Origin of the sequence: Mitsuokella apri (assembly GCF_051886055.1) — a bacterium.
Taxonomy (GTDB): Bacteria; Bacillota; Negativicutes; order Selenomonadales; family Selenomonadaceae; genus Mitsuokella.
The window spans coordinates 1-26,453 of the sequence record NZ_JBJEXT010000049.1 but is presented as its reverse complement, the minus strand read 5'-3'; the positions used below and the strand labels follow the sequence as shown (position 1 = coordinate 26,453).

The window sequence follows — 26,453 nt, the reverse complement described above, 5'->3', positions numbered from 1 at the left end:
CATATTATCATTATAGTAGCATCTTCCCCTAAGGGCGGCAAGATTGCACACACACGAAAAAAGCGCCGCTTGCGCGACGCTATGCATTCAAGGTGGTGGGCAGGGATGGATTCGAACCATCGTAATCCGAAGATGACAGATTTACAGTCTGTTCCCTTTAACCACTCGGGCACCTACCCACAATGGTGACCCAGGAGGGACTCGAACCCCCGACCCTTTGATTCGTAGTCAAATACTCTAATCCAGCTGAGCTACTGAGTCATGTGTTAGTTTGGTTATAAAGTTGTATTTTGGTGGGCCCACTTGGACTCGAACCAAGGACCGACCGGTTATGAGCCGGTTGCTCTAACCAACTGAGCTATAGGCCCATTGATATATGTGATCCGCATAGCGGAATCAGGCAAATGGAGCGGAAAACGAGGCTCGAACTCGCGACCCCCACCTTGGCAAGGTGGTGCTCTACCACTGAGCTATTTCCGCAAATGGAGCGGAAAACGAGGCTCGAACTCGCGACCCCCACCTTGGCAAGGTGGTGCTCTACCACTGAGCTATTTCCGCATCTCATCTTGTTGTTATCCTTCAGCAGACATTCAAAAGAACTTGTGTCTCGCTGACTGACAAAAACTATTTTACCCATTTATACCGCGTTTGTCAACACCTTTTTGAAAAAAAATTAAAAAGAAAGCCATCTGCCTCAAAAAACAAGGCAGATGGCCATGTTATAACCATTGCAAATGCCTGCAGCCTCAGGGCTTCCGGCGAAAAATGCGGCCGCCGGGGCGCGGATGATAGAGCTGCCAGCCAAACTTTAGGGCGCAGCCGCGCAGGACCAGCACAATGACAAAGCAAAGCCACGAAGACACGTCTGCTCCCCAGATCGGCCAGCTCCAGCACATGAACCAGGCACCGACGAGCGAGGCCACGGCATAGACATCCATGCGCAGGACGACGGGCACACGCTGTGCCATGAGGTCACGCAGCATGCCGCCGCCCACGGCCGTGATGACACCGAGCATCATCGGGAAAACATAGGGATTCCCCGTGCCCAGCGTCAGCCCCGTCAAGGTTCCGGTTACCGTAAAAGATGCGAGCCCGATGGTATCGGAAATATCGTAGAGCCGCGTCATCGTTTTGCGGCGCCTGCGGTCAAGCTGAAACGTTTCATAACCATAGGAAACGATGACGGCCGTCACGACCGACAGCAGCAGGTCCGTAGGCTGACGCAGAGCCACGGGCGGCGTCACGCCGGCTAAGACATCGCGGACCATGCCGCCGCCCACGGCCGTCAACACGGCAAGAACCGTGACACCGAAGATATCCATGCGGCGCGACAGTCCGACCATGGCCCCCGAAACGGCAAAAGCCAGTGTACCGGCCCAGTCAAATAAAATCCAGGTCATATTTTTCTCCTGCCCCTCTGCCGCCGAAGCCGCTTCTCTTACTCCGCTTATTTTGTCTCTTTAGCAGCTTCGCAGACAATGGCCAGAGCCCATCTGGCCGCATCATAGAGGTCTTTTTCTTCAATATATTCTTCTTTCGTATGGCAGTTCGTCATGCCCACGCCGAGCACGACCGTCGGCACACCATAGGTATTAAAATGATTCGCATCCGAGCCGCCACCCGATTCTTCAAGCTCGATGGGGAAATGGAGCTTCTCAGCCGCACACGCAGCAATGACAATGGCTGGCGAATCTTTCGGAATCTCATATGGGCCATAGTCGGGGCTGACTTCTGCCGTAATCTTACAGCGGGTTAATTCTTCACCCAGTTTGAAATGGTCGACAATGCGGCGCGTGATTTCGTCGAGCTTCTTTTTATCACGGCTGCGCGACTCGTAATAAATATCGCAGCTGTCTGCCACGACATTTGTCGCACTGCCGCCTGCAATGCGGCCAATGTTGCAGGTCGTCTCGGCATCGATGCGTCCCTGCGGAGCATCGGCGAGCAGCACACCGGCTGCCTGTATCGCATTGATGCCATTTTCCGGCTCAACGCCGGCATGAGCAGCCTTGCCGGCAATATGAATATGAATCTGATTCTTGCCCGGCGCCTTATAGCTCATGACACCCGGATGACCGTGCGTATCGAGCGTAAAGCCCATATCCGCATGCAGCAGGCTGCTGTCGAGGTTCTGTGAGCCATGCACGCCGTTTTCTTCCGAAATCGTAAAGACAACCTGCAGAGGGCCATGCGGCAGCTTCTGTTCCTGCAGCTGGCGCAGCGTTTCCAGAATAGCCGTAACGCCTGCCTTATCATCCGAACCAAGAATCGTCGTGCCATCGGAGCGGATAATGCCATTTTCAATAACGGGATGAATATCCGCACAGGGCTCTACGCAGTCCATATGAGCTGTAAGCATGACGGTCGGCACATATTCTCTCCCTGCAGTTGCCGGAAAATCGGCCACGAGATTGCCGCAGTTGCCGCCGAGCTTCTCGCCGGCATGATCCTCTTTGACCTTACCGCCGAGTTCCTGCAAGCGTTTTGTCAAAAGGTCGCCAATTTCCCGTTCGTCATGCGTCGAACAGCGAATATGGATAAGCTCCAGAAATTCCTTAAGCACACGTGCCTCATTAATCATGTTATGACTTCCTTCCTACATTATAACAAAAGCATCAAGACAATGGCAGAGGCGATGCATGGCAGTGCATTGCGCTTGGATACTTCAATCGGGTTGACTTTGGCAAGGCCGGCACAGATGATAGCAGCGCCGGCAATCGGCGACATTGAACGGCCCATGGCACCGGCAATCTGCGCCAGAGAACCAAGGTCCATGATAGAAAGTCCGAACTGCTCCGCAAACGGCGTGATGGCACCGTTGAAGGCAAACGCCGCCGCATCGCCTGAACCGGAAATGACGGCGATGAAGAAAGGACCAAACGTGCCCGCAGCGGCCGCGGCTGCCTGCGAACCTTCCATGAGGTCCGTCAGCGCACCCGTAAGGCCGATAGCCGTCATGCCTGTCGTGAAGACACTCGCGCAGACGATAAGACCGATGACATCGGCATAGGCATTGCCCATGCCCTCAAAGAATTTGCGGCAGATGGCCTGTGCATCCTGCAGCGTGACGAGGAAGCCAAGAGCCACGCCAATGAGCATCGACAGCGGTACGCTGACAGGCGGCAGTACGCCGACCTGCTTCGAGCCAAGAATCAAAAGAATGAGCGGCACGAGCGGCACAACGGCCAATAATGGTTTCACATGAAATTCTTCTGTCTTGGCAGAATCTTCGCCAAGAGCAGCCAGATACGCCTGACGGCGTTCGTCTGTCGCTCCTTCTTTGCGAATGACTGCATAAGCCGTCATGACAATAACACAGGCAATCGAAGCAATGACAGAAGCCGGCGTCTCATTGATGATGACCGTCATCATGTCCGTACCGGCCAAATCCGCCACGAAGGGATTGTGGGCATTGCCCGGGCTTATCGCACTGCCCCAGGTGCCCGCCAGCACCGTCGCTGCCGCCATGGCCGGATGGACACCGGCCGCGATGAGCGTTGGAATCAGAATACTGCCGACTGCAGCAGAGCAGCCTGACGCCGAGGGAATGGCCAGACTGATCCACCAGGTCAGAAAGAACGAAATCGGCACTAAAATGGCACGTCCCTTTTTCAAAAGACCTGAAATTGACTGTACGAGATGCTGGTCGCAGGTCGTCAAACGCATGACGTACGAAAAACCCATGACGGTACAGATTGTCGGCACCAAAGAATTATTGACCATTGCCTTGGTAAATGCCTTCATGACATCACCGGGCAGGCCGCCAATCAAACACATGCAAAGACCAGCCAAAAAAAGGACAAGCCTTGCCTCGTATTTCTTGACAATCAGCACGAACGTCAGGACGACGATGAGACCTCCTGCAAGTAACATAAGAAAACCTCCATTCAATTTATAAGATTTTTCTGTTGATTCCTTACATATATTTTATATATTTTTCGTTTATCTTTCAATAACTTATAATAATTTTATTGTCTACTGTAAATGAACATCATCGCTGTTCTATTTGTAATCCTGTCACAATCTTCTTTTTTTAACTGAATAAATCGTGTTATAATGGATAAGACAAAATAACGAAAGGATTTCTTCCATGAAAAAATATAAACTTCTATTTGTCTGCCACGGCAATATCTGCCGTTCAACAATGGCCGAATTTGTCATGAAAGACCTCGTACGCAAGGCAGGCCTTGCCGATCAGTTCCAAATTGACTCGGCAGCCTGCCGGCGCGATGAAATCGGCTCGGATACACACTGGGGCACCAAAGAAAAACTGCGAGAGATGAACATCCCCTTTACGCCGCGCCATGCCCGTCAGATTACAGCAGAAGATTATCAAGCCTATGACAAGATTATTGGCATGGATCAGGAAAACATGCGCGACCTGAGGCGCCTGACCCACGGGGACCCACTGCATAAAACCTGCCTGCTGCTCGATTTTGCCGGCGAACACCGCGAAGTCGCGGACCCGTGGTATACCGGCAATTTCGATGCTACCTATAACGATGTTCTCAAGGGCTGTCAGGCCCTTTTGCGCACCTTAAGCCCTGCTGACGATAAATAAATACGCAAAAAACAAAAAGCCTTTGGGAAGCAAACGCATTTCCAAAGGCTTTTATTCTGTCAATCTTAAATTTTGGCTTCAGTCACGAGACACGAAACGTCTGGATGACATTTCTCCATCTCAATAATTTTCGGCATGAACCTCGAAGTAGCTCTGCGGATGTGCGCAGACCGGGCAAATCTCCGGTGCTTTCGTACCGACGATGATATGGCCGCAGTTGCGGCACTCCCAAACCTTGACTTCGCTCTTCTCAAAGACCTGTGCCGTCTCGACATTTTTCAAGAGAGCGCGATAGCGTTCCTCATGATGCTTTTCGATTTCGGCGACCATACGGAATTTCGCAGCCAATGCCTTGAAGCCCTCTTTTTCAGCCGTCTCAGCAAAGCCTTTGTACATATCCGTCCACTCGTAGTTCTCGCCGTCAGCTGCGTTGCCGAGATTTTCTGCCGTATCGCCAATACCGAAGAGTTCTTTAAACCACATCTTCGCATGCTCGCGCTCATTGCTGGCGGTCTTCAGGAACAAGGCGGAAATCTGCTCAAAACCGTCTTTCTTTGCCCGCGAAGCAAAATAGGTATACTTATTCGTTGCCTCGCTCTCGCCTGCAAACGCCGCTAAAAGATTCTTCTCAGTCTGCGTACCTGCATACGGATTTTTCTTTTCTTCTGCCATTTTTGCTCCTCCTAACAAATAATACTTATTAATTAATTTATATTCATTATAGCATAAACTCTTCTGAAAAGCCAGTTAAGAATCAAAAAAATCTGCTCATTCCTCACCAATGACGGATTGTACAGACGGAATCGAACAAAGCTTTTCAGAGCCAGGGTCATGATGATGGTATTTTGCCAGATACTGGCTTTCAATGCGGTAGACATCAATATCGAGATACGTGGCGGCCATTGCTGCTGCCGATGCAATCGTTGCGGAACCTCCCGTGATATCGATGGCGCTGCGGCCCACGGAGTCCCAGATGTCATGCTGCTTCTTCATGACGCGGTAAAGCGAGGAAACATCCTCTCCCTGAATATACGTGCAGCAGAGGCTGCCCTCGTCAAGTCCGAGATTTTTCTGCAGGAGCTTGACCTGCAGGGCCTGTTCCTTACGGCAGAATATATGCACGTTCTGCGGTTCAAAAAGGGACACGGTAAAGGTCGAAAGTTCCCATGCAGAGCCCATGAGCAGGAAGATGCCGTAATAATCCTTTTTTTCAGCAGCATAATGATTCCTGAAATGTGCCTGTGCCATCGGCATGAGCTCGGCGTCGTAATAATTATCTGCCCAAAGCTGCTGCTCCGGCGTATCTTCAGGCATATTGCGCCAGATTTCCTTTTTGTCAGTCAAACTGATCATCACAATCCCCCCTGACTAAAAACAGAAAAAGGCTTCTATAGAAGTATTAACTGACCTCAATAATCTACTTTAATATTCGCCCTCCCATGCAAACATCCCTTCTTTTTTCAGAAGCTTCTTTTCAAAATCCGGCTGCTTCGCGAAGTTCCTGACAAAAGGCAGCATATTTCTCCGTGTAGATGCTGCCCTTCTCCCAGATAAAATCAAAATCATGTTTCATCGAGAAATCTGCCAGGGGAATTTCCTGCAGGATGCCCTGCTGCAGCTCCTTTGTCACAGCGATTTTATAAAGGAACGAGATCCCGGCATCGCGTTCCAGCAGGCCAATGATGGTATGCATATTGCCGACTTCCGTGAAATGGATAAAATCACGGACCTTCATGCCGTACAGAGCGAGATTGCGTTCAAGGATATTGCGCGTGCCCGAGCCAGGTTCGCGAATAAGCAGGCGCTCCTGCAAAAGGTCATGGAAATAACGGGGCTTACCTGCGGCAAAAATATGCTCAGATGCGCAGACGCCGATATACGCCTCCGTGCTGTAATGGCAATGTTCATATTCTTCCTGAGGATAATATCCCTCGACGAGCGCCAGCTGTATACGCCCTTCCGCGAGCATCTGCAGCAGCTGCTGCGTATTGCCAAAGACCAGTTTGATATTGAGCTCCGGATGTTTTTTCAGGATTTTGGCCAACGGCTCAATAACAGCATATTCCCCAACTGTCATGGTCACGCCAAGAGAAAGCTCTTCAATTCCCTGTATCTGACTGTGCAGCTCGGCCATAAGCTCCGCCTCATCGTTCTTCATCGCTAAAAAGCGCTTGCGCAGGATTTCGCCAGATGGCGTCAGATAAAGTTTTTTATTCTCATAACGAAACAGCGTTACACCATAAGCATCCTCCAGAAAATGAATATGCTGCGAAACAGCCGGCTGCGTAATATTCAGCAGCCTGGCAGCCTGTGTAAAATTCATCGTCTGGCAGACGCAGAGAAAGGTCTCCACCCGAAAATCCAACATATCATGCCCTCCTGTTAATAATATTATCTTATCGATATATTATAATACATAATTTTACATTTTTATCCCTGCCATTTATAATCAACTTGACTTTTGCGCAGGTCAAAATATCAGAATAAGGAGATTTTCTTTTATGAGCATTCGTAATATCAATCTCATCTGGCATCGCGCAAGCATTGGCTTTCTTGTCACGCTGATCTGCTCGTTTGCCGGACAATACCTCGCCAAACTGCCGGGCTTTTCCCTCGTCGGACACCTCGTGCTCGCTTTACTGCTCGGCATGTGCCTGCAGCTTTTGCGGCCGGTAACGCTGGCCGCACAGGTCAGTACGCCGTTCATCGCCAATAAATTTTTACGTGCCGGCATCATCCTCTTAGGCTTCAAGCTCAACCTCGTCATCCTCATGAGTGCCGGACTCAAGAGTCTCGAAGCTGCCGTCGTGGTCGTTGCCATCATGATTCCCCTGAATTTTGCCGTTGCCCGCTTCTTCAAGGTAGAACACACCCTTGCCCTGCTCACGGCCTGCGGCTGCAGCATCTGCGGTGCGGCCGCCGTCATGGGCGTTTCCAGTGCGGTCAGGGCCAAGGCCAATCAATCCGTGCTGGCTGTGGCAATCGTCGCCATTCTCGGTACCGTCTTTACCCTGATTGAAGTCGGCCTGCAGCCTTTCTTAGGCTTCACGGACAGTCAGTTTGGCGTTATGGCCGGCCTCAGCCTGCATGAGATTGCCCATGCCGTAGCGGCTGGCGGCGCAGCCGGTCCTGTCGGCACAGACAGTGCCATTATCGCGAAGCTCTCGCGCGTCCTGCTGCTCGCCCCTGTCGCAATCATTGTCGGCATCCTCGAAGCACGCCGCTTCCGCAAACAAAATGGCGAGAGCGAAGGCAAAATGTCTGTACCAATCCCCTGGTTCATGGGCGGCTTCATTATCGCCAGTGCCGTTGGCTCTTATGTGCCGGGCATTGAGCAGTATGTTCCTTCCTTTGTCCAGCTCGCCTATCTGCTGCTCGGCATGGCCATGGCTGCACTCGGCCTCAACGTCAATTTCGGCGTCATCCTCAAACAAGGCATCCGCCCTCTGATTGGCGCCATTCTCTGCTCGTTCGTCATCATGGGACTTGCCATTGGCATCGTACATACTTTCTTCTAAAAATAAATAACCACTTCTGAAAATAGGTACAGAAAAATCTGCATCCCTCTGGTATAATAAAGGTAGTATTTAGAGTATTCTTCTTTCAAAGCGGCAAATGCCAAGGAGGGATTTTTATGAAGAAAGTCATAGCTGCTGTTTTGGCAGCACTGCTCATCTCAATTGCTGTGCCGGTACTGGCTGCTTCTTCAGCGGACGATAACAACACGTGCCCGGTAAGAAGCTGCTACGAAAATAACGCGGCCTGCAATAATGGTGCATACTGCAGTGGCAATCGCGCTTACTGCCGTGACGATAACGCCTATTGCAGCGGGCCTCAGCGCGGTCATTACCGCGGCGGCTGCGGAGCCGGTTATCCCTGCGGCCGTTAATTTTGCTCAAACAGTAAAAAAAGCCTTTCTCTGTCAGAGTTCCCAATCTGACAGAGAAAGGCTTTTTTCGAACTGTTTATTTTTTTCTGTTCTGCTGATCCTTTTCTGTTTTGGCAGAGGCTTCTGTTTTTTCCGTTTTCGCGGTCTGTGCCGTTTTTTCCTTCTGCTTCTTTTTCCAGGCCTCCAGTCTTGCCTTTTCCTTCTCCGCCTGTTCTTTTTGCCACGTCTTATAATCCTTCTCTGAAATCTTTTGCAGATATTCCGAAGGAATGCGGCGAAAGGCAGCGGGGCGCAGTTTGTAGAATTTCTGATAACTCTCCAGCGCCTCATCCTTGCGGTTCATCTCATCTTCGATTTCCGCACTCATAAGATAGCTGTATGGGTTTTCCGCATCGACCTTCATGGCACTCTGACAGTCCGCAAGAGCTGCCTCGCGATTGCCGAGCATGCGGTAAATATCAGCGCGGTTGAGGAAATTATAGGCATTCTTATCATCCAGGGCAAGGCCCTGATCTGCATCAGCCAGGCCGCCTGTATAATCACCATCCACGGCTTTGGCCCGGCCACGGATCACGTAGCTCTCCGCCTCATTATCCATATGCTTGGCCGCGAAAACGCGCCCCAGTTCCCACAGAGCCTGCTTTCCCATGCCATAATCACTGTAGGCATCGCCGTTCTCGCGCATCTTTTTGACTGTTTTTTCATCGGCAGCAGCCACTTCAGCCTTAGCTGCTGACAGTTCCTGCTGACGCGCTGCCTCGGCCTCTTTCATTTTCGTGCGGGCACCTGTTGCTGCTTCTCCTGCATATGCATTCTGCACCAGTTCCTGCAGGCGGCTGCCAAGGTGCTGGACGGACACAAAATCCTGCAGGGGCTTATAGACACGGTCGGATGTCAAAAAATTCAGACCGCCCTCGCCATCATCGCGAAAATTCCATGCCTCCAGAGAATCGCAATCGTGGAAAGCCTTCGCGAGTCCGCCTGCGACATAATACGCATTTTCCACCGTATTATCGTAATCATCCCGTGTCAAATCCACGGTCAGCAAATCCTGACCATCGATGCAGACGGTTTTGCGGTCTTTGACGGTCACATGGCCGCAGCCATAATCCGTCATCATCTGCGCGAGTCTCTTTTCACGCAATTCTGTTTCAGGATGGTCGGAAAAATTCTCCTGATTCTTTTTCTTATCGTCAGGGTCCTGATACTCGAGTACATTGCGCGTCTCATACGTCAGATAATAAGCCATGCGGTACATGGCAGCAGCAGGGCCGCCCGGGTTGAAGCCGGCACTCGTCATAATATAAAATCCGCCTGCATCGGCATCGTACTCCGTCGGCAGCGTGACATTTTTTGCAATGGAATAATTGGCCAGGGCATTGAGTTTATTCCAATCCATGAGCCCTGCATCCATATTGAGAAAACTCATGCCGTAATACTGCGCGACAGCCTTGGCATAGTTTTTTGCACTGTGCTGTTCAATACCATGCGTCATCTCATGACCGAGGACGGCTGCGAGTTCATCCTCATCGCACTCAAGGCCGCGTACCAGAGCGCGGTTGATGCTGACATAATCCGTCGGGAAACACGAGGCATTGAAATCGCTGCTGTTATTCACGCCCCATATGAAGGGCAGGGAATTCGTCCTGAGGACATACTGACCTTTATTGACCAGCTGCCTCATAACGCGATTGACGACGTCCCAATCGTGATGATTCCCATCTTCGCCATTTTCCTTTAAATCCTGCCGGGCGCTCTGCACCTGCGCGCTGACATCATTGCCCAGAGCAAGGATACTCGACAGACTCGATTTATAAGCGGCATAAACACCCAAAGACTGCGCGGCAACAGCCCAGGCATCAACGGCTTCCGCCCTGCCTGCCGGCAGAAAAGCCGTACCGAGCCCAATGGTACCGCTTATACACACAGCCAACATTTTTCTTCGCCAATTTCTTTGCCAAGGATACAAATAAGACACCTCCCGCCTCACTTCTGACCTGATTATAGCAAAAAATAGAGACACTGAAAATACTTTGTTTAGTCAATTATCAACTCGCTTGAAAGCCATCTCCAAGCATTGTATAATTTCAATATACCATAGTCTTTCTTCATGAAAAACAGCAAAAAGGGGGCAAAATCATGGAGACAAAGGACGAGAAGTCACTTGAAGAACTCAAGGAACCTTTCGCCGAAATCGGTCCTAAGATGCATCTTCTCCTGCACACCGGACAGCTTCTGATGGAAAATGGCGCCGACAGTGACCGTACGGTACGCGATATGATGCGTGCAGCAGCCTACATGGGCATCCCGAAAGACCGCATTCATCAGCATGTCATGTACACGACCTTGATGCTCAATGTCAACGATGAGACTCATTCTTATACGGAATTCCGCAAATGCAAGACACATGGCATCAATATGACCACGCTTACGGCTGTCAGCAAACTGACCTGGCGTGCGCTGCAAAAAAATTATTCTCTGCACGAGTTCGAACGCCATCTGCTGCGCATCAAGAACAGGCCGCGCAATTATCCTGTCTGGCTTACAGCACTCGGCGCCGGCGCTGCCTGCGGCGGCTTCTGCAAGCTTTTTGGCGGCACATGGCTGGATTTTTTGCTTACGGCCATCTGTGCTTTTCTCGGGTTCTATACCAGAAGACTCTGCAATCATTATGCCTTCAACACCTATGCTGTCATCGCTATCACGTCCTTTGCGACCACGATGTATGCCTGGGCAACGCAGTTCCTGACAGGAAGCATGAACTGGTATCCGCTCATTTCCTGTACACTGTTCCTCGTCCCCGGTATCCCGCTCATCAATGCCGTCGATGATCTCCTGAATAATTTCATCGTTTCCGGCATGACCAGAGCGACTCACACACTGCTGATTGTCGGGGCCATGACGTTTGGCATTGTCATAGCGATTCGTCTCGGCAATGTCTCAGACTTCACAACGGTCAGTCTGCAGCCGGACAATATTTACTTCTCGCAGGCCATAGCAGCCGCGATATCAGCCATGGGCTTCTCCATCATCTTTAATATCCCGCGGCGCCTGCTGCCCGTCGTCGCAGTCGGCGGCATCATCACCGTGCTGCTGCGCAATGTCATGGTCCTGCAGTTCGGCTTCTCCCAGACGGCTGGCTCCTTCCTCGGGGCTGCTGCGGTCGGTCTCATTGCGCTCAAGGCCATTCACTGGTTCCACGCACCAAATATCATCCTGACCATCCCCTCGGCCATCCCGATGATTCCTGGTGTTCTGCTCTACCGCGTCCTCTTTGCCCTATTAAACATCCAGGATATCACGCCTGCGGCCCTGCTCACCATGATGCGCGACGGCGTGGCTGCCGTTACCATCATCATCGGTATTGCCATCGGCGTGGCCATTCCGAACATCTTCATTCATCGCTATATTGAGAATAACAAGCAGCGCACCGTCAAAGATCTTCTCGACCGCCGCTACTTAAAAGAAGATGAATAACATATCGTGTTCCATTATAAATAATGGAATTTAATTGCATGGCATTCAATCATTCCTAAAAAGAATCGTTTGAATGCCATTTTTCTATTGATAAAGTTCTGATATTTCTGTATCATAAGACGTATAACACAGTTCTGACTTGCGCAGTCAATCCCACTACTACGTCGAAGGAGGAATATCCATGAACCAGATCAACCAAGAGGCGCTGGCCGTGAAACGCGCGGAGCAGCTCTTTGACCGCCGCCGCCGCACCATCGGACTTTTTGGCGCGCCCATCCTTGCCCTGCTCGTATTCTTTACCCCGATTGACGGGTTGACACTTGAAGCCCATAAACTCTTATCCATTATGGTACTCGTTGCATTATGGTGGATTACTGAGCCTGTTCCCATTCCTGTAACATCTCTGATTGGCCCGACTCTGGCCGTCATCACGGGCGTCGTGCCGGTCAGCATGGCTTTTTCCGCCTTTGCCAACCCCATGATTTTTCTCTTCATGGGCGGCTTCATCCTCGCCAAAGCCATGATGACACATGGCATCGATAAACACTTTGCCTACTGGCTGCTCTCAAGATCCTGGGTTGGCTCCAACCCACGCCGTATTTTCCTCGCTACCGGCCTTGCCGCAGCCCTCTGCTCCGGCTGGGTCAGCAACACGGCGACCGCGGCCATGATGTTCCCGATTTGCCTGGGCCTGCTCGCTTCCATCAAAGAGATGTTTGCCGTCAACGGCCGCAAGATTGACCTTTACGATTATAAATATGCAACCGGCCTCATGCTCATGACCGCTTATGCCTGCTCTATCGGCGGCGTCCTGACGCCAATTGGCACCCCGCCTAACCTCATCATGCTCGGCTTTCTCGACCAGATGACGGATATTCAGGTCTCCTTCTTTGAATGGATGACCTGGGGTATTATCGCTATGATTGCTTATTTCATCATTGCCTACGTTGTCCTGATTCGCATGTTCCCTGCCGATGTTGAAAAAATCGACGGTGCTGAGAATTTCATCCAGAATAAACTCAAAGAACTCGGCAGCTGGACGCGCGCGCAGAAAAATACGGTTTTCTGCTTTGTCGTGGCCGTCGTGCTCTGGGTACTGCCGGGCATCCTCTCCATCGCCCTCGGCAGCGGCTCGCCCGTCCTCAAGATGTATAATAAACTCTTCCCAGAAGCGGTCGCCGCTATGATTGGCGCTCTGCTGCTCTTCCTGATTCCCGTCAATTTCAAGAAACGCGAGTTTACGCTGAGCTGGAAAGATGCAAAAGACGGCATCGAATGGGGTACGCTGATTCTCTTCGGCGGCGGCCTTGCCATGGGCGGTATGATGTATAAGACCGGCCTTTCCAAATGGGTCGGCGATGCCATCATCGCGATGATGGGCGGCGAGCCATCCCCGATTGCCATGGTTGCCATCTTCTCCGTCATGGCCCTGCTGCTCTCCGAGCTCACGAGCCATACGGCTGCGACAAACATGATTGGCCCCCTGGCCATCACCGCAGCCGTTTCCGCCGGCATGAGCCCCATCCCGGTCTCGGTTGCAATTGCCCTTTCGGCTTCGCTCGGCTTCATGCTGCCGGTTTCGACACCGCCAAATGCCATTGTCTACGCATCCGGATACATCCCCATCACCAAGATGATCCGCACGGGTGTTTATATCGACATCATCGGCATTGCCTGCGTGACCATTCCACTCTGCATTTACTTCGTCTCCTGGGTAACGGGCTGACATATCCTTTCATAGAAAAATTCCACTAAAAAATACCGCATCAGCACGATGCGGTATTTTTATGCCCTTTTCAATTTCTCGTCAATTATTGATGCGGTAATCCTCAAACGAGGCAATCATACCGGAATCAAGCCCTGCTATCAGTTCATGCAGGGCCGCCGGTGACGTGTAATCAAGCGGCAGAAAACAATTTTTTGCTTCATTATAATGGGCTCGTATCTCATTCTCGATTCTGCGGATGGCACATTCATTCTGGAATTTATACGATTCGAATTTTTTTAAGGAATTCGCATAACCAAAATACGAAATCAACCCCCACAATACGACAAAAATAAAGACAGATGCAGCCGGCAGATGAACGCCGATTAAAAGATAGAGCAGCAGCGCCAAAAGGAAACCGCCAATGCCCCAGCGCTGTTTCGACGGCGGCTGCCAGCAGACGGCCTTGAGCCAGAGGTCCGAAAGTGTCGCATATTTATCCTCAAGCTCCAAAAAATACGGTTCTAAACGGCGCAGTTCTGCGATGGTCTCCTGCCGTGTCGCCGGCACGGGTGCCAAATTCTTCAATAATATGAGTTCCGGCATGCCCTGTTTTAAAGGACTGGCTGCCAGCGTTGCCGGCTCGCCGCAGAAGGGACAGATCCGCGTCCCCGACTCCAGCATACGGCCACATTTCCTGCAGATCATGATGATCCCTTCTTCCTTGTTGCAAAACAAAATGAATATATCCTGGTTCGTTTTTTCAGGTTTCCTATACGATGCAATCTATGCTATGAACAACTATATATTCTTTTTCGCCGAAGAGTAAAAAAATCCTGCCATGAAAACCATGACAGGATTTTTATTTTATGTTAGGTCAATATTACAGCTGATTTTCCAACTCATTTAATTTCACGCTCAAGGCGGCCTTCTGTTTCCAGCTGGTCCGTCCATTTCGCATGATGATGCTTCGCATAGCTCTCCTTGACCGTGCCGTCGCGCATGCCGTGGAAGGAATCGGGATTGACGCCGATAGCCAGATAAATATGGCCGATGGCAGCGGCAAAGCCGAGGCCTGCACAAATGCTGTGCAGCGGAATCATCCAAGTGCGGATAGAGGGAGAGATATGGCCGGCACCGAGCCAGAGCGTCAGGCCGGAGACCACAAAGCCGAGCCAGAGAAGGGCCTGCAGCAGAATATTCAAACGCTCGCCGCCGTTATAGAATCCCTGTTTCGGCATATCTTTCGGCTCTCTGCCGATGAGTTCTGCAGGGAATTTGACGAGGAATTTAATATCATCCTTGTCAAAACGCAGGACCTCGCGAATGAGTGTCAGAATGCCACTGCGGGCCGTGAAGAGTAAGGCCACAATCGGATTCAGCAGGAAAATGACGCCGAGGATGTGATGACAGGTCTGCAGCGTCTCAGCACCAAACGTCTCATAAAGGAACAGGAACTTATTCGTATAAAGCGGCATCGCCGTCAGGAATAAGAGGAAAAACGTAATCGCATTGACCCAGTGAAAGTAGATGAACCCTTTCTTATGGCGTTTGATATAAGTCGTGTTTTTTGACATCATTTCTCCCCCTTTCCGTTATCATCCTTGTTCTTGCCCGTCAGGCCCTTGACTGCAGCAAGGCCGAGCACACCGACCAAGGCACCCGCACCGGCGATCTTGCCAAGCGGACGTACGACATCCTTCCAGATATCAATGGAGACGGGCGTAACAGCCTGCGGCTTAAAGCCGTACGTCTCCGGTTTTTCCGGCAGCACATAAATCATGTGCACGCCGCCAACGCCCTGTGGATTGAAGACATTGGCATCGGGATACCCGTCATTCTTGAGTTCCTGCACGCGCTGGCGGGCAATTTCCTCAATCTCTTCGTACGGTGCAAACTGCAGGGCATCGGCCGTGCAGGTCTTCGCGCACGAAGGCGTCATGCCTTCTTCGATGCGGTCAAAGCAGAGATCGCATTTCGTTGATTTATGCGTCTCCTTGTTGATTTTCGGAATGCCAAACGGGCAGTTGGCCACGCAGTAGCCGCAGCCGACACATTTATCCTGATTGATGACCACGGCGCCCGTCGGCAGTTTGTCGATAGCCTCTTCCGGACAGCCTTTCGCACAGGCAGGATCTCCGCAGTGCATGCACTGCGTCTTGACGAAATCCCAATGGAACTTTTTCTTCTCATCGACGCGTTCCGTCATGCGAATGAGCGTCCATGTCGTCGGTGTCAGATCCTTATGAGACTGATACTGTCCCTCAAACGGCGTTGACATATCCGCCGGCAGGTCATGCCACTGCTTGCAGGCGACCATGCAGGCCCTGCAGGCGCTGCAGCGTGCGATATCGTGCAGCATTGCCATTTCTTGTGCCATTTTACTCTTCCTCCCCTTCTGCAGAGGCCAGCAAAACGCTGCCCTTCTTCACAAGGCCTCTCTCCGACCCCAGAATATCGAGGTGGAGCGTTGCCCAGTCGTGACGATAAATCTCTTCTTCCCCATTTTCATCCTTGCCCTGATACGTCTTCAGGTAAGCATGGCATTTGTCACAGACATCGAGACGCATCGCTTCTTCGCCTTCCGGCTCCAGTACGTGCATCTTTTTTAAGTCTTCATTGCCGCAGTAAACGCAGCCTACGCGTGCATACGGCCAGACCGTATGGCAGCCGTCGCAGACGAGGAAGCGCGCGCGGCCTTCCTGCTCTTTGCGCAGAACGGCAAGAACCGGCTGACGGCCGCAGACCGGACAGTAATTTCTCTTCCAGCCAATCGTTTCCCAGACAGCAGCGTCTTTTGCTTCTGCCGGCACGAGAGCGTCGAGAAGAGCCCAGCCCAAGAGACGCAGGCTGGTTTCCTCAAGCTGCTGCACTTTGACAAACTCGCCAAAGGCTTTGTCTTCCTGCTTTAATAATAGAAGGAAAAGCTGCTGCCGCAAAGGAAGTTCTGTCTGCCCAGCCCACGCGGCAAGCGCGTTCAGGGAATTTTCCATTGCTTCTGGCAAAACAATATCGGAACCTTTTAAAAGGCTCTGCAGTACATCCTGCAGCTTAGCTGCAGCAGCCGCCGTAATTTCCTGCTGCAGCTCTTCATGCTGCAAAAGCGGCAGACCATCCTTTACGAGAGACTGCCAGGTATCCTGCGGCGGCAGGGAGATGGGAGAAACCGTCTCGAGCAGAACCTTTTCAAAAGATTTCCGCCAGCCGGCCGTCTCCTTGAGATACGCATGCTGCTCAAGATACGCATCCCACTTCGTTTCGTTAGCAGATTTCATAAAACGCTCCCTCATGCTTTCTGTACATTGACGAGGCAGGCCTTGAATTCCTGCTCCTCTGAATTCGGGTCAAGGGCATCATTCGTCAGGTAGTTCGTGCTCGGTCCCGTCGAAAGTCCCTTGAAACCGAAGGAATACGGCATCCAGACCATGTGCGTCTCCTCGCCGTTGACCATAAGCGGCTGTGCGCGCTTCGTGACCATGGCCTTGACTGTAATTTCGCTGCGTGCCGAGCTGACTTTGACTTTATCGCCGGCCTTGACGCCGATTTTCTTAGCCAGCTGTTCGCTGATTTCCACGAAATTCTCCTTGACGAGCTCATTGAGCCACGGGATGTTGCGCGTGACCGTGCCAGAGCACCAATGCTCCGCAATACCCGAGCTGCAGAGTACGTACGGGAATTTATCCTTTGTGCCGATGGGCTGTTTTTCCGGCAGGCGCGGATATTTGATGCACGGATTGTGCTGCGCACTGTCATTTTCATGCATGGCATTGTGCGTCGGACTCTCAAACGGCTCATAATGCTCCGGAATCGGGCCGTCAACCGGCGTCGAAGAAGCATCGCGCGTCGTACCGTCCGGATTCTTGTCCTTGTACGGCGCTGCATAAATGCGGGCAAAGCCTTCACCATTCATGCGGAACGGCTTCTGGCCTGCCGGTGTATCCGGTCCCTGCTGGCGGTTGCCGACATCCGGCACATCATAGCCCGTCCACTTGCCTGCAGCGGCATCCCACCAGACGAGCGGATGCTCTTTGTCAGCTGGCGAACCGTCTTCAAGGCACGAAGCGCGGTTGTAAAGGATATGAATGTTATCCGGCCATGCCCAGCCAAATTTCGGGAAAATGCCGACGTTGCCCGGGTCTTCCTGACCGCGGCGCGCCGTCATATTGCCCTCGCGGCCGTAATAGCCTGCATAAATCCACATGCCGGAAGCCGTTTCGCCGTTGTCCTTGAGCTCGCCGATGCCGTTGACCACCGTGCCCGTTGCGACATCGTAGCCGCTGATTTCCTTCATGACATCCTCAAGGTAATGCTCCTTCGAGTAATTCCACGTCATGAACTTAATCGGGTCGTCCTTCGGCTCCGTGGAATCCTTATAAAGTTCAACAATACGTTTCCAGAGCATATCGTTGATTTCATAATCCGGCTTGGAATCGCCAAGCGCATCCGGGCCTTTCATGCGCCACTGAATGAGACGCATCGAATTCGTGATGGAGCCTTCACGTTCAAGGTACGAGCAGGCCGGCAGGAAGATGACTTCGGTCTGGATGTCGGCAGGATTATCGCCCGGACGGTTCCAGAATTCTGCTGTCTCGTTGACAAAAATATCCTGTGCAATGAGCGAATCCATTTTGCAGAGGCCATCATGGACAAGGCCGGCATTGGCATTTGTCACATGAGGATTCTGGCCGCAGAGATAGAGGGCGTGCATCGTGCCGCGGTAAGCATCCTCAAAAATTGCGTAGATGGAATCCGGATGATTGGCATTGCGGATGGCGCCGTAATTGAAGCCGTAGTCGTTTTCGGCCGTTGCGTGCTCGCCGAACCATGCTTTGGTCATATTGACATACCATTTGCGGCGGAACGTGCCATAAGCATCCGTCCACTTCGCGAGGGTGTTCGTCTTATGCGTCGGCGCGATGAGGTAGCCCGGCTGCATGTTGAACTCGATGCCAAAATCCGTCGAGGCCTGTACGTTTGGCTGGCCGCGCATGGCGATGATGCCGCCGCCCGGGATACCGATATTGCCTTTGAGCAGCTGCATAATCGTGAAGCAGCGGATATTCTGTACACCGATAGTATGCTGCGTCATGCCGAGGGCATACATGATGATGGCCGGACCTTCATGGTTGACCCAGATATCCGCCGCGCGCTGGATATCTGCGGCCGGCATGCCCGTGACGTTCGAAACCATCTCGACCGTATAGCGGCTGTAGAATTCCTTGAGCCGCGACATGACTGTATTCGGTGCAAAGAGGTCATTTGCCTTCTGCGGTTTGCCATCGGCACCAAGGGCATAGCCCCACGTCTCCGTATTCGTGTACGATTTCTTGGCTTCATCAAAACCAGAGAACAGGCCGTCGTCAAATTTGAAGTCATCGCGCAGCAGGCAGGCAGCGTTCGTATTGCGCAGGACATAGTCCTTATTGAACTTGCCCGTCTCGAGCATCTGCGAGATGATATAGCCCATGAACGCAATATCCGTGCCCGGACGCAGCTGGAAGAAATCATCCGCGATTTTCGACGTACGCGTGTAACGCACATCGACATGAACGATTTTCGTGCCGTTCTGCTCGCGCGCCTTCATGACATTCTTGAGGCCCATCGGATGGCATTCGGCGAGGTTCGAGCCCTCAATCCAGACGAGCTTCGTGTTCTTGAGATCGCCCCAAGGATTCGTCATAGCACCGCGGCCAAACGCAGCACCCATGGCCGGCGGCGTATTGGCATGGCAGACGCGCGTCTGATTGTCGATGTAGACAACGCCGAGCGCGCGGGCCATCTTGATGTTCTGATAGCATTCCTCATTGTTGATCTGCGAGCCGCCAATGAAGGAAAGGCCGTCGGTGCGGCGGACTTCATACGTCTGGCCGTCGATCTCTTCGGTCTGCTTCCAGCCTTTTTCGCGGGCGTTCTTCATCGCTTTAGCCGCGCGGTCAATGGCCTCATCCCAGCTGATTTCTTCCCAATGATTACTGCCCGGCGCGCGGTACAGAGGCTTTGTCGCGCGCTCCTTGGAATTTGGAATCGTCGCATAGCCAAGACCTTTGCTGCAGAGTGCGCCGCGGTTTATCGGACTGTCTACCGCACCTTCGAGCTGAATGAGCTTGCCATCCTTGACATAGCCGACGACGCCGCAGCCGCAGGCGCAGAAATGGCAGATTGACGTGAATTCACGCGCTCCCTTGAGTTTGAACGTATGTGCCGCCGCTTTGGCCTCCTGCAGGTCAAAACCGAGACTGGAGAATGCCAGACTGAGGCCGCCAATACCAGCGGCTTTGAGAAAATCGCGTCTGCTCAAATCCATCTTATCTCTCTCCTTTGATTAAGATATAATTTATGTAAATATGATTTACACTGCGTTATATTAAATATTTATCCTCATTCGTAAAATTTTTTTATTTAGCAGATGATGCGTTCTGGATTTGTGTAAACACAGAAGCTGCCCGGTGCCATGCGTGCGACCAAGGTGATGCCGAGCTTTTTGGCAAGGGCCAATGAAAGCGTCGTTGGCACGGATTTTGCGGCTACGGTCGAAATGCCCATGCGTCCGAGCTTCATCATCATCTCAGACGAGCAGCGGCCGCTGAAGATAATGATTTTATCCGTGATATCGATATGATGACGCAATGTCCAGCCGTAGAGCTTGTCAAAGACATTGTGGCGGCCGATGTCCTCGCGGAACACAAGAATCTTCTCGGCCTGCTGGTCCCAGATGATGCCGCTGTGCACGCCGTTCGTCTTTTCATGCGTCGCTGCAAGCTCCGCCAAGAGTTTGTCGGCACAGGCTAAAATGTCACTGGCTTTGAAGCGTACATCGCGCGGCCGCTCAAAGATTTTTTCCGGTTCACAGTCAAGAATCTCGCGTGCGCGGAAATAGCGCGGGTCACTCGCATGATTTGCCGCCCAGGCCTGTGCCAGTTCTGTCGTCATGACGTCGGCCTGCAGTGCTTCTTCGTCAATATCGAGGCTGACGATATCGTCGTAACTGCGAATCTGTCCCATTTGTGCCAAGATTCCGATAACCAAATCCACATGGTCCCCCGGTGAGCAGAACGAGGTCGTGAACCGGTTGCCGTTCAGATTGATGTCAAGGTAACATTCCATTGACGTGTACTTATGGTCGTCAATGAAAGAATCCTGCTGACTGACATAGCGAATGACCGGATAATCGGTGAGTTCATCCTCTCTTGCTTTCATCATAAATCCCCCCTATAATATATAAAACAGATTTATTGTTTATGCTTGTTTTATATTGCAAAGTTATTATCTCACTTATCTTTCTGCCTGTAAACAACTTTTTTCACACAAAATCAATCATAAAAGCACAAATTATATTGCAAAACGTTTTTAACATCGAAAAAACATAGAAAATGCATAAAAAAATCACGCTGTGATATTCTCTCTGAAATAAGGCAGTGATTTTCATCACTATCAGAGTGCTGCATATCACATCGTGATTTTATTTATGCACAGAAAATAGTCAGATGCTGCGGCGAAGTTCTTTGTCCACTTTGAGATAAAACGGTACGGCTGCCAGCTGAGTAAGGACCGATACGGCAATCATCAGCGTGAGATTCCAGTCATAGAGCAGGCCTAAAAGCCAGCTGCCAAGGAACCAGAAAATGCCAAACGAACATTCAAAAACGCCGTAGCCCGTAGCACGGCTCGCTTTTGGCACCATCTTTGCCACCACGGCTTTGAGGATGGACTCCTGAGCCCCCATGCCGACGCCCCAGAGCATGACTCCCAGCAGCAGGGCGGCAAAAGAATGAGCACCGAAGATAAAGATGGCAAAAGGCGCGGACAGCAGCGTCGAAATGACCAGCGCCTTCATGCCCTTTTTATCGTAAAGAAGGCCGAAAAACAGCGCTGCCACCGCATCCACCAGCATGGCCAGAGCATAGAGGAGCGGCAGATTTTCCTGCGTCAGGAGAGAACCGCCCGCCGGGTCGATATACGTCCGCACTACATGCATGGCAATGATGGCATAGTCGATGAAGCCAAAGGCAAAAAAGCTGATGCCGGCAATGTAGAAGCGGAAATGCTTTTTCATATGGAAGGGAATGTACTGCTTTGGCTCCGGTTCAAACTGGTCCGGATTCGGAAATTTCCATTTCGTCAGGATGAGGAAAAACAGCGTGAGCAGGCCAGGAATCAACAGCATAGCAAAACAGAAGCTGTAACGCTCAAATGTCGTGCCCGTCGTCTTGCTGAGCAGGATGACATAGAGGAACACCGGGCCAAGAAACGCACCAATCTGGTCGAGCACTTCCTGAATGCCAAAACTCTTGCCCACGCCCTCCCGCGTCGCGGCGAATGACATAATGGTATCTTTTGCCGGTTTCTTGATGGATTTGCCCAGACGCTGGAAGACGAGCAGGACGCAGGCGGCAATCCAGCCATGCTCGCCGACAAGGGCCAGAGCCGGTACGCAGATGACATCAAGTACATAGCCAAGAATTGTCATACGCCAGTATTCACGCGTTTTATCGCAGATACGGCCAAATACATAGCGCAGCGAGTAGCCGATGAGTTCACCGAGGCCGGAAATAAAACCAATCGTGCCAGCCGAAGCACCGATAATCGATAAGTACGCACCGCGTATGCTGTCAGCACCTTCATGGGTCATGTCCGAAAACAGGCTGACCACGCCGAAGAGCAGAATAAATGTCATCGCTGTTGATATTCTTTTTCGCGATTTCATGATAAACCTCCACATTCCCTGAATCATTGCAGCATTTTTCATGTTCTTACTCGTCCGGCTGCAGTCCGGGCAAGAAAAAAACAGCTGATACTCCTGTCGAAAAAACAGAAGCCATCAGCTGTTCAGCAGTTTCAATCTAGATCTTGTTTGCGGGAGTACTCCCTTGCCTGTATGATACCACCAAGATGTTCTCATGTCAATTTAATCCGGCACTGCCCATCAGAAACATCACAAGCCGTGCGGCGGCATCAATATCATCGAGTAAATATTCGCGAACCCCTTCTATGCCTTGCGGCGTTTTCGAAAAAAGTACCGCCGTATCTTCCGTAAGCTCCGCCTCGCCTTTGCCGCGATACAGGGAAATAACAGGAGCTGTGCCATGGCGGCGGCTCTCGATGAGCACGAGGTCCACATCATGGAGCCGCTTGGCAATTTCCACGAGGTTTTCACGCTGCTGTGTCTTTTGTTCAATGAAATAGCCCCGCGGCGAAACAACAGCCACGCCGCTGGCCCCCGCTTTTTTGAAGCGCCAGCTGTCCTTGCCTTCTTCATCGACATCGTAGCCATGGCAGTCGCCCTTGACCACGCCGACACGCAGGCCCTGCTCCGTGAGCTTTGGCAGCAGTTTCTCGATGAACGTCGTCTTGCCTGTATTGGAAGCCGGGGCAGAGATGGTCACCAGCGGCACGATTCTTTCTTCATTGGCCATGCGGCCGCAGGCCAGCTGCCAGTCGGCCATGGTATTGACGTTGAAGAAATCCCATGAGTCGGGAAAATCCACGCAGGCATGCGGTACTTCATCGATGATGATGCCGAGCTTGCCATCCCCGCGGGCCAAAGCCGCGGCAAAATGCCCCGCCATATCGCGATGGTAAAGAGATGCCAGCGGCTGCCAGCGCTCCGTACGCGGCAGGACCGCGCGCAGATTTGGCTGCTTATGGGCCGCGGCCAGCAAAAAGCGCAGCTTCGCCAAAGACAGGAACGGCATATCACAGGATAAGGCCAGCGCATACGAAGATTTCATCGAACTGAGGCCGCGCTGGATGCCCTCCATCGGGCCGCGCTCCAAAAGAACATCGGTCACGAGCGTCAGCCCGAAACGGTCCGCCAGCTCCTGCAGCTCCGGCGAGACCTGCTCAACACAGAGAAAGCGCTCGGCAAAGGGCAGTTTGGCAGTTTTCAGGCAAAGGCGCTCCAACAGACCAATCCCCTGAAACGTGAGAAATCTTTTATCCACGCCCATGCGTGAACTCCGGCCGCCCGCAATAATGAGCAGTGCAACATCTGAAAAATCCACGCTGTCACCCTCTTATTTGCGTGCACATTCGCTCGCATCGCCGCGCAGGATGTCGAGGCCATGCTGAAGTTCCGGCAGCACAAAGCCCAGACATTCCTCTACCGCTTTGCGGCTGCCCGGCAGATTGACGATGAGCGTCCGCTTGTAGATGCCCGCCTGTGCACGGCTCAGCATCGCGCGGTGCGTGACCTGCATCGAAAGGGCGCGCATCGCCTCAGGGATACCCGGCGTCAAGCGTTCGCAGACGGCAAGTGTCGCCTCCGGCGTCACATCGCGCACGGAGAAGCCCGTGCCGCCCGTCGTCACGACGAGACCGATGCCCAGGTCGCCGAACGAACGCATCTTATGTTCGATGTCCTGCTGCTCATCCGGCAGAATGACCTTCTGCGCTACCGTATAACCAGCAGCTTCGAGCATTTCCTGTACCTTCGCACCGCTCGTATCCTCACGCAGTCCCTTGCTGCCTTTGTCACTGGCCGTGATAATGGCCGCGTCAAGGGGCATTTTCTCCGTGACAAGCTCAAGCTCATCGCCCTCTTCGAGCCAGCCGCCATGCAGTACGCGCGCAAAAACGCCCTCGCGCGGCATAATGCAGTCGCCGACCTGACTCCGTATCGCACAGCTTTTATGGCATTCTTTGCCAATCTGCGTAATCTCAAACCAGACTTCACCGGCGCGCAGGCGCGTGCCGACAGGCAGTTCCTTGAAGTGAAAGCCCTCCGCTACGATATTTTCGCCAAAAGCGCCGAGTTTGACATCGATGCCGCGTTTGCGGAATGCTTCAATCTCGGCCAGCCCTAAGAAACTGACCTGACGGTGCCAGCGGCCTGCATGAGCATCGCCGACCATGCCCCATTCGGTATGAAAAAGAGCCTTATGTACCGGTGTCTTGAGCGTGCCTTTTTTCTCGCTGATGCAAAGTGCCTTAATCGTTCCCATGAAAGTCCTCCATTATATATATTTCGTTCAACGAATTCATAACAGCAAGCATATATCTGCTGTGAATCAGCCGCCGACCTGATACATGGCGCGGCTGTCTTTTTCCTCATACGAAGAAGTCTTGAAGAAATGCTCCTCCGGCTTATGGTAAATGGCCTGCTGCAGGGCCAGACGAAGATTTTCATCGCCAATGCCGCTGCGCAGCAGTGTTCTGAGGTCAAGTCCCGTCTTCGCATTAAGGCAGAGCTTGAGAAAGCCCTCAGCTGTCAGCCGCACGCGGTTGCACGAAGAACAGAATTTATGCTCCATCGCATCGATGAAGCCAATCTGTCCGCGGAATCCTTCGGCCTGATAGTAGACGGCCGGTCCGTATACGCCTTTGGCCGGCTGCATGGGACGCAGATGCCCCAGCGCCTTCTCTAAAATACTTCGCACCTCGGCCATGGGGATGCCCTTGAGACCGGCTTCATAGGCACAGCCGATTGGCATGAGTTCGATGAAGCGGAATTTCCAGGGACGCAGATGCGTGAAATGCTCGACCAGCGCGGGCAGTTCCGCTTCGTTAATGCCCTGCATCGGCACACAGTTGAACTTGACATCCGTAAGGCCAGCTTCATGCACGGCTTCGATGCCCGCTTCGACGCGCGAGAACACAGGACGGCGTGTGATGTCGGCAAACGTCGCGGCCTTGAGCGTATCAAGGCTGATATTGACGCCCGTGAGTCCTGCCTCAACGAGTTCATCGGCCATATCGGCCAGCAGCACGCCGTTCGTCGTCAGGGCAATCTGCTCAATGCCTTCAATTTTATGGATTTCGCGGACAAGCTCGGCAATATTGCGGCGGACCAGAGGCTCACCGCCGGTCAGCCGGACCTTGCGCACACCGAGAGCCGCCAGCGCGCGCACGACGCGAAGAATCTCATCAAATGTCAGGATATCTTCATGGCGCATTTTCTTGATGCCCTCTTCCGGCATGCAGTAACGGCAGCGCAGATTGCAGCGGTCCGTCAGCGAGATGCGCACGTATTCAATTTTTCGCTGATAGCGGTCGTACATGACCTTCACCTCACAAAAGAACGCCTTGGACGCGAGAGCCTGCAGGCACAGGCCCCGTGCCCGCAGGGATATCAATGAGTGCATTGCAGCCCGCGGCCGAAAACAGCGAGCCCGAATCATGCTGTGTAGGAATCGTGAAAATCCCATCCTTGTAATGCGCACGGATAAAACGGCGTCCGTAACTTGGCTTTGGGAATTTATCGGCGAGGAAGCCTGCCACCGGTGTATACTGCACCGAACAGCGTCCCGAGAATTTCGCGAGCACCTGCCGCGTCAAGAGTTCAAACGTCGCATACGAAGCAAAGGGATTGCCCGAAAGCGCAATGCCGAGCATATTTCCCGCCGTGTAGGCAATGACCGGTGCCCCCGGTTTGATGCAGACGCGCCAAAAAAGGCGCGTGCCGATTTTCTTGACGACGCCGTGCATGATGTCCTTCTTGCCGACCGATACGCCGCCTGTCGTCAAAAACAGGTCTGCCTTGTCGCGCCAGGCATCAATAAATTTAGCTGCTTCCTCGACATCATCCGGCAATATGCCGAGAACTTCCGGCTCGAAGCCGAGTTCCTGCAGACGTCCGGCCAGCACGTAGAGATTGCTGTTGTAGATTTTGCCAGGCTGCAGGGGCTCGCCCGGCAGTACGAGCTCATCGCCCGTACTCGCAATCGCGATGCGCGGGCGGCGGAAAACCTTGACCTTGCCAAAGCCGAGGCTCGCGAGCACCCCGAGGTGTGCCGCCGTAAGCTCTGTGCCTTTTTTGACAAGTACCGTGCCCTTTTTGACATCTTCGCCGGCAAAGCAGTAATTCTCGTGATGATGGAGTTCAT

23 protein-coding genes and 5 tRNA genes are annotated in these 26,453 nt (G+C 52.4%); 5 read left to right on the top strand and 23 right to left on the bottom strand.

Annotation, left to right across the window (positions count from 1 at the left end; translation table 11 throughout):
• Window positions 1-93: 93 nt before the first annotated feature.
• The 8 genes from ACI4OH_RS07365 to dcuC form a co-directional block, all read right to left on the bottom strand.
• Window positions 94-179, bottom strand: a tRNA-Tyr gene (locus tag ACI4OH_RS07365).
• Between the two features lie 4 nt (window positions 180-183).
• Window positions 184-261 (bottom strand) — tRNA-Arg (locus ACI4OH_RS07360).
• Between the two features lie 30 nt (window positions 262-291).
• A tRNA-Ile gene (locus ACI4OH_RS07355) sits at window positions 292-368 on the bottom strand.
• Window positions 369-405: 37 nt separating this feature from the next.
• A tRNA-Gly gene (locus ACI4OH_RS07350) sits at window positions 406-480 on the bottom strand.
• 3 nt (window positions 481-483) lie between these two features.
• Window positions 484-558: transfer RNA gene (locus ACI4OH_RS07345), tRNA-Gly, on the bottom strand.
• A 188-nt stretch (window positions 559-746) separates the two neighbouring features.
• The gene (locus ACI4OH_RS07340) at window positions 747-1,400 is read right to left on the bottom strand and encodes a trimeric intracellular cation channel family protein (protein WP_439784512.1); all 654 of its coding nucleotides are present in this window, start codon (window positions 1,398-1,400) and stop codon (window positions 747-749) included.
• Between the two features lie 47 nt (window positions 1,401-1,447).
• On the bottom strand, window positions 1,448-2,581 hold the full coding sequence (locus tag ACI4OH_RS07335) for a M20/M25/M40 family metallo-hydrolase (RefSeq protein WP_435721828.1): 1,134 nt from the start codon (window positions 2,579-2,581) through the stop codon (window positions 1,448-1,450).
• A gap of 20 nt (window positions 2,582-2,601) precedes the next feature.
• The gene (gene dcuC / locus ACI4OH_RS07330) at window positions 2,602-3,873 is read right to left on the bottom strand and encodes a C4-dicarboxylate transporter DcuC (RefSeq protein ID WP_439784511.1); all 1,272 of its coding nucleotides are present in this window, start codon (window positions 3,871-3,873) and stop codon (window positions 2,602-2,604) included.
• A gap of 217 nt (window positions 3,874-4,090) precedes the next feature.
• On the opposite strand from dcuC, the gene ACI4OH_RS07325 reads away from it, so the two are divergent.
• Window positions 4,091-4,561, top strand: coding sequence for a low molecular weight protein-tyrosine-phosphatase (locus ACI4OH_RS07325; RefSeq protein ID WP_432646536.1), 471 nt, complete (start codon window positions 4,091-4,093; stop codon window positions 4,559-4,561).
• A gap of 120 nt (window positions 4,562-4,681) precedes the next feature.
• Here the strand turns inward: ACI4OH_RS07325 and rbr are convergent, their stop codons facing one another.
• The 3 genes from rbr to ACI4OH_RS07310 form a co-directional block, all read right to left on the bottom strand.
• The gene (gene rbr / locus ACI4OH_RS07320) at window positions 4,682-5,233 is read right to left on the bottom strand and encodes a rubrerythrin (protein ID WP_432646537.1); all 552 of its coding nucleotides are present in this window, start codon (window positions 5,231-5,233) and stop codon (window positions 4,682-4,684) included.
• Between the two features lie 96 nt (window positions 5,234-5,329).
• Window positions 5,330-5,914 carry a hypothetical protein gene (locus tag ACI4OH_RS07315; protein WP_432646538.1) on the bottom strand — a complete coding sequence of 195 codons (585 nt, stop codon included), beginning with the start codon at window positions 5,912-5,914 and terminating at the stop codon, window positions 5,330-5,332.
• Window positions 5,915-6,035: 121 nt separating this feature from the next.
• Window positions 6,036-6,929 (bottom strand): LysR family transcriptional regulator, encoded by an 894-nt coding sequence (locus tag ACI4OH_RS07310; protein WP_432646539.1) that lies wholly within the window; start codon window positions 6,927-6,929, stop codon window positions 6,036-6,038.
• Window positions 6,930-7,062: 133 nt separating this feature from the next.
• Between ACI4OH_RS07310 and ACI4OH_RS07305 the strand changes: the two genes are divergently transcribed.
• Entirely contained in the window at window positions 7,063-8,079 is a 1,017-nt protein-coding gene (locus ACI4OH_RS07305) for a YeiH family protein (RefSeq protein ID WP_432646540.1), read from the top strand.
• Window positions 8,080-8,195: 116 nt separating this feature from the next.
• Window positions 8,196-8,450, top strand: coding sequence for a hypothetical protein (locus ACI4OH_RS07300; protein ID WP_432646541.1), 255 nt, complete (start codon window positions 8,196-8,198; stop codon window positions 8,448-8,450).
• Between the two features lie 76 nt (window positions 8,451-8,526).
• Here ACI4OH_RS07300 and ACI4OH_RS07295 read toward each other — a convergent pair whose 3' ends face one another.
• Window positions 8,527-10,386 (bottom strand): M48 family metalloprotease, encoded by a 1,860-nt coding sequence (locus ACI4OH_RS07295; RefSeq protein WP_439784510.1) that lies wholly within the window; start codon window positions 10,384-10,386, stop codon window positions 8,527-8,529.
• Between the two features lie 203 nt (window positions 10,387-10,589).
• Here ACI4OH_RS07295 and ACI4OH_RS07290 point away from each other — a divergent pair, with 203 nt between their 5' ends.
• Entirely contained in the window at window positions 10,590-11,927 is a 1,338-nt protein-coding gene (locus ACI4OH_RS07290; RefSeq protein WP_432646543.1) for a threonine/serine exporter family protein, read from the top strand.
• 181 nt (window positions 11,928-12,108) lie between these two features.
• On the top strand, window positions 12,109-13,653 hold the full coding sequence (locus tag ACI4OH_RS07285) for an SLC13 family permease (protein ID WP_439784509.1): 1,545 nt from the start codon (window positions 12,109-12,111) through the stop codon (window positions 13,651-13,653).
• Between the two features lie 81 nt (window positions 13,654-13,734).
• Here ACI4OH_RS07285 and ACI4OH_RS07280 read toward each other — a convergent pair whose 3' ends face one another.
• From ACI4OH_RS07280 to ACI4OH_RS07230, 11 genes are all read right to left on the bottom strand, one after another.
• Window positions 13,735-14,340 carry a hypothetical protein gene (locus tag ACI4OH_RS07280; protein ID WP_432646545.1) on the bottom strand — a complete coding sequence of 202 codons (606 nt, stop codon included), beginning with the start codon at window positions 14,338-14,340 and terminating at the stop codon, window positions 13,735-13,737.
• A gap of 194 nt (window positions 14,341-14,534) precedes the next feature.
• Window positions 14,535-15,209, bottom strand: a complete 675-nt coding sequence (locus ACI4OH_RS07275; RefSeq protein ID WP_439784535.1) for a formate dehydrogenase subunit gamma — start codon at window positions 15,207-15,209, stop codon at window positions 14,535-14,537.
• The gene (locus tag ACI4OH_RS07270) at window positions 15,209-16,012 is read right to left on the bottom strand and encodes a 4Fe-4S dicluster domain-containing protein (RefSeq protein WP_432646546.1); all 804 of its coding nucleotides are present in this window, start codon (window positions 16,010-16,012) and stop codon (window positions 15,209-15,211) included. Before ACI4OH_RS07270 ends, ACI4OH_RS07275 begins: the two co-directional genes overlap by 1 nt.
• A 1-nt stretch (window position 16,013) precedes the next feature.
• Complete coding sequence (locus ACI4OH_RS07265; RefSeq protein WP_432646547.1) at window positions 16,014-16,907, bottom strand: formate dehydrogenase accessory protein FdhE; 894 nt, start codon at window positions 16,905-16,907, stop codon at window positions 16,014-16,016.
• Between the two features lie 11 nt (window positions 16,908-16,918).
• The gene (gene fdnG / locus ACI4OH_RS07260) at window positions 16,919-19,936 is read right to left on the bottom strand and encodes a formate dehydrogenase-N subunit alpha (protein WP_439784508.1); all 3,018 of its coding nucleotides are present in this window, start codon (window positions 19,934-19,936) and stop codon (window positions 16,919-16,921) included.
• Window positions 19,937-20,031: 95 nt separating this feature from the next.
• A complete protein-coding gene (locus ACI4OH_RS07255) occupies window positions 20,032-20,832 on the bottom strand; it encodes a formate dehydrogenase accessory sulfurtransferase FdhD (RefSeq protein ID WP_439784507.1) in 801 nt (266 codons plus the stop codon).
• A 280-nt stretch (window positions 20,833-21,112) separates the two neighbouring features.
• Window positions 21,113-22,336, bottom strand: a complete 1,224-nt coding sequence (locus tag ACI4OH_RS07250; RefSeq protein ID WP_439784506.1) for an MFS transporter — start codon at window positions 22,334-22,336, stop codon at window positions 21,113-21,115.
• Between the two features lie 196 nt (window positions 22,337-22,532).
• Complete coding sequence (gene mobB / locus ACI4OH_RS07245; RefSeq protein WP_439784505.1) at window positions 22,533-23,633, bottom strand: molybdopterin-guanine dinucleotide biosynthesis protein B; 1,101 nt, start codon at window positions 23,631-23,633, stop codon at window positions 22,533-22,535.
• A 12-nt stretch (window positions 23,634-23,645) separates the two neighbouring features.
• Window positions 23,646-24,572: a molybdenum cofactor synthesis domain-containing protein gene (locus tag ACI4OH_RS07240; RefSeq protein WP_439784504.1), complete on the bottom strand. Its 927-nt coding sequence runs from the start codon at window positions 24,570-24,572 to the stop codon at window positions 23,646-23,648.
• 66 nt (window positions 24,573-24,638) lie between these two features.
• Window positions 24,639-25,628: a GTP 3',8-cyclase MoaA gene (gene moaA, locus ACI4OH_RS07235; protein WP_439784503.1), complete on the bottom strand. Its 990-nt coding sequence runs from the start codon at window positions 25,626-25,628 to the stop codon at window positions 24,639-24,641.
• A gap of 10 nt (window positions 25,629-25,638) precedes the next feature.
• Window positions 25,639-26,453: molybdopterin molybdotransferase MoeA (locus tag ACI4OH_RS07230; protein WP_439784502.1), on the bottom strand; the 815-nt coding region annotated here is incomplete at its 5' end.

Bases quoted from the DNA above. Each gene is read 5' to 3' on its own strand.
- ACI4OH_RS07265 (WP_432646547.1), bottom strand. From the start codon at position 16,907: ATGAAATCTGCTAACGAAACGAAGTGGGATGCGTATCTTGAGCAGCAT.
- ACI4OH_RS07270 (WP_432646546.1), bottom strand. From the start codon at position 16,012: ATGGCACAAGAAATGGCAATGCTGCACGATATCGCACGCTGCAGCGCC.
- ACI4OH_RS07285 (WP_439784509.1), top strand. From the start codon at position 12,109: ATGAACCAGATCAACCAAGAGGCGCTGGCCGTGAAACGCGCGGAGCAG.
- ACI4OH_RS07340 (WP_439784512.1), bottom strand. From the start codon at position 1,400: ATGACCTGGATTTTATTTGACTGGGCCGGTACACTGGCTTTTGCCGTT.
- fdnG (WP_439784508.1), bottom strand. From the start codon at position 19,936: ATGGATTTGAGCAGACGCGATTTTCTCAAAGCCGCTGGTATTGGCGGC.
- dcuC (WP_439784511.1), bottom strand. From the start codon at position 3,873: ATGTTACTTGCAGGAGGTCTCATCGTCGTCCTGACGTTCGTGCTGATT.
- ACI4OH_RS07325 (WP_432646536.1), top strand. From the start codon at position 4,091: ATGAAAAAATATAAACTTCTATTTGTCTGCCACGGCAATATCTGCCGT.
- ACI4OH_RS07300 (WP_432646541.1), top strand. From the start codon at position 8,196: ATGAAGAAAGTCATAGCTGCTGTTTTGGCAGCACTGCTCATCTCAATT.
- ACI4OH_RS07255 (WP_439784507.1), bottom strand. From the start codon at position 20,832: ATGATGAAAGCAAGAGAGGATGAACTCACCGATTATCCGGTCATTCGC.
- ACI4OH_RS07305 (WP_432646540.1), top strand. From the start codon at position 7,063: ATGAGCATTCGTAATATCAATCTCATCTGGCATCGCGCAAGCATTGGC.
- ACI4OH_RS07240 (WP_439784504.1), bottom strand. From the start codon at position 24,572: ATGGGAACGATTAAGGCACTTTGCATCAGCGAGAAAAAAGGCACGCTC.
- ACI4OH_RS07280 (WP_432646545.1), bottom strand. From the start codon at position 14,340: ATGATCTGCAGGAAATGTGGCCGTATGCTGGAGTCGGGGACGCGGATC.
- ACI4OH_RS07290 (WP_432646543.1), top strand. From the start codon at position 10,590: ATGGAGACAAAGGACGAGAAGTCACTTGAAGAACTCAAGGAACCTTTC.
- ACI4OH_RS07315 (WP_432646538.1), bottom strand. From the start codon at position 5,914: ATGATCAGTTTGACTGACAAAAAGGAAATCTGGCGCAATATGCCTGAA.
- ACI4OH_RS07275 (WP_439784535.1), bottom strand. From the start codon at position 15,209: ATGTCAAAAAACACGACTTATATCAAACGCCATAAGAAAGGGTTCATC.
- ACI4OH_RS07335 (WP_435721828.1), bottom strand. From the start codon at position 2,581: ATGATTAATGAGGCACGTGTGCTTAAGGAATTTCTGGAGCTTATCCAT.
- moaA (WP_439784503.1), bottom strand. From the start codon at position 25,628: ATGTACGACCGCTATCAGCGAAAAATTGAATACGTGCGCATCTCGCTG.
- ACI4OH_RS07250 (WP_439784506.1), bottom strand. From the start codon at position 22,336: ATGAAATCGCGAAAAAGAATATCAACAGCGATGACATTTATTCTGCTC.
- rbr (WP_432646537.1), bottom strand. From the start codon at position 5,233: ATGGCAGAAGAAAAGAAAAATCCGTATGCAGGTACGCAGACTGAGAAG.
- ACI4OH_RS07310 (WP_432646539.1), bottom strand. From the start codon at position 6,929: ATGTTGGATTTTCGGGTGGAGACCTTTCTCTGCGTCTGCCAGACGATG.
- ACI4OH_RS07295 (WP_439784510.1), bottom strand. From the start codon at position 10,386: ATGTTGGCTGTGTGTATAAGCGGTACCATTGGGCTCGGTACGGCTTTT.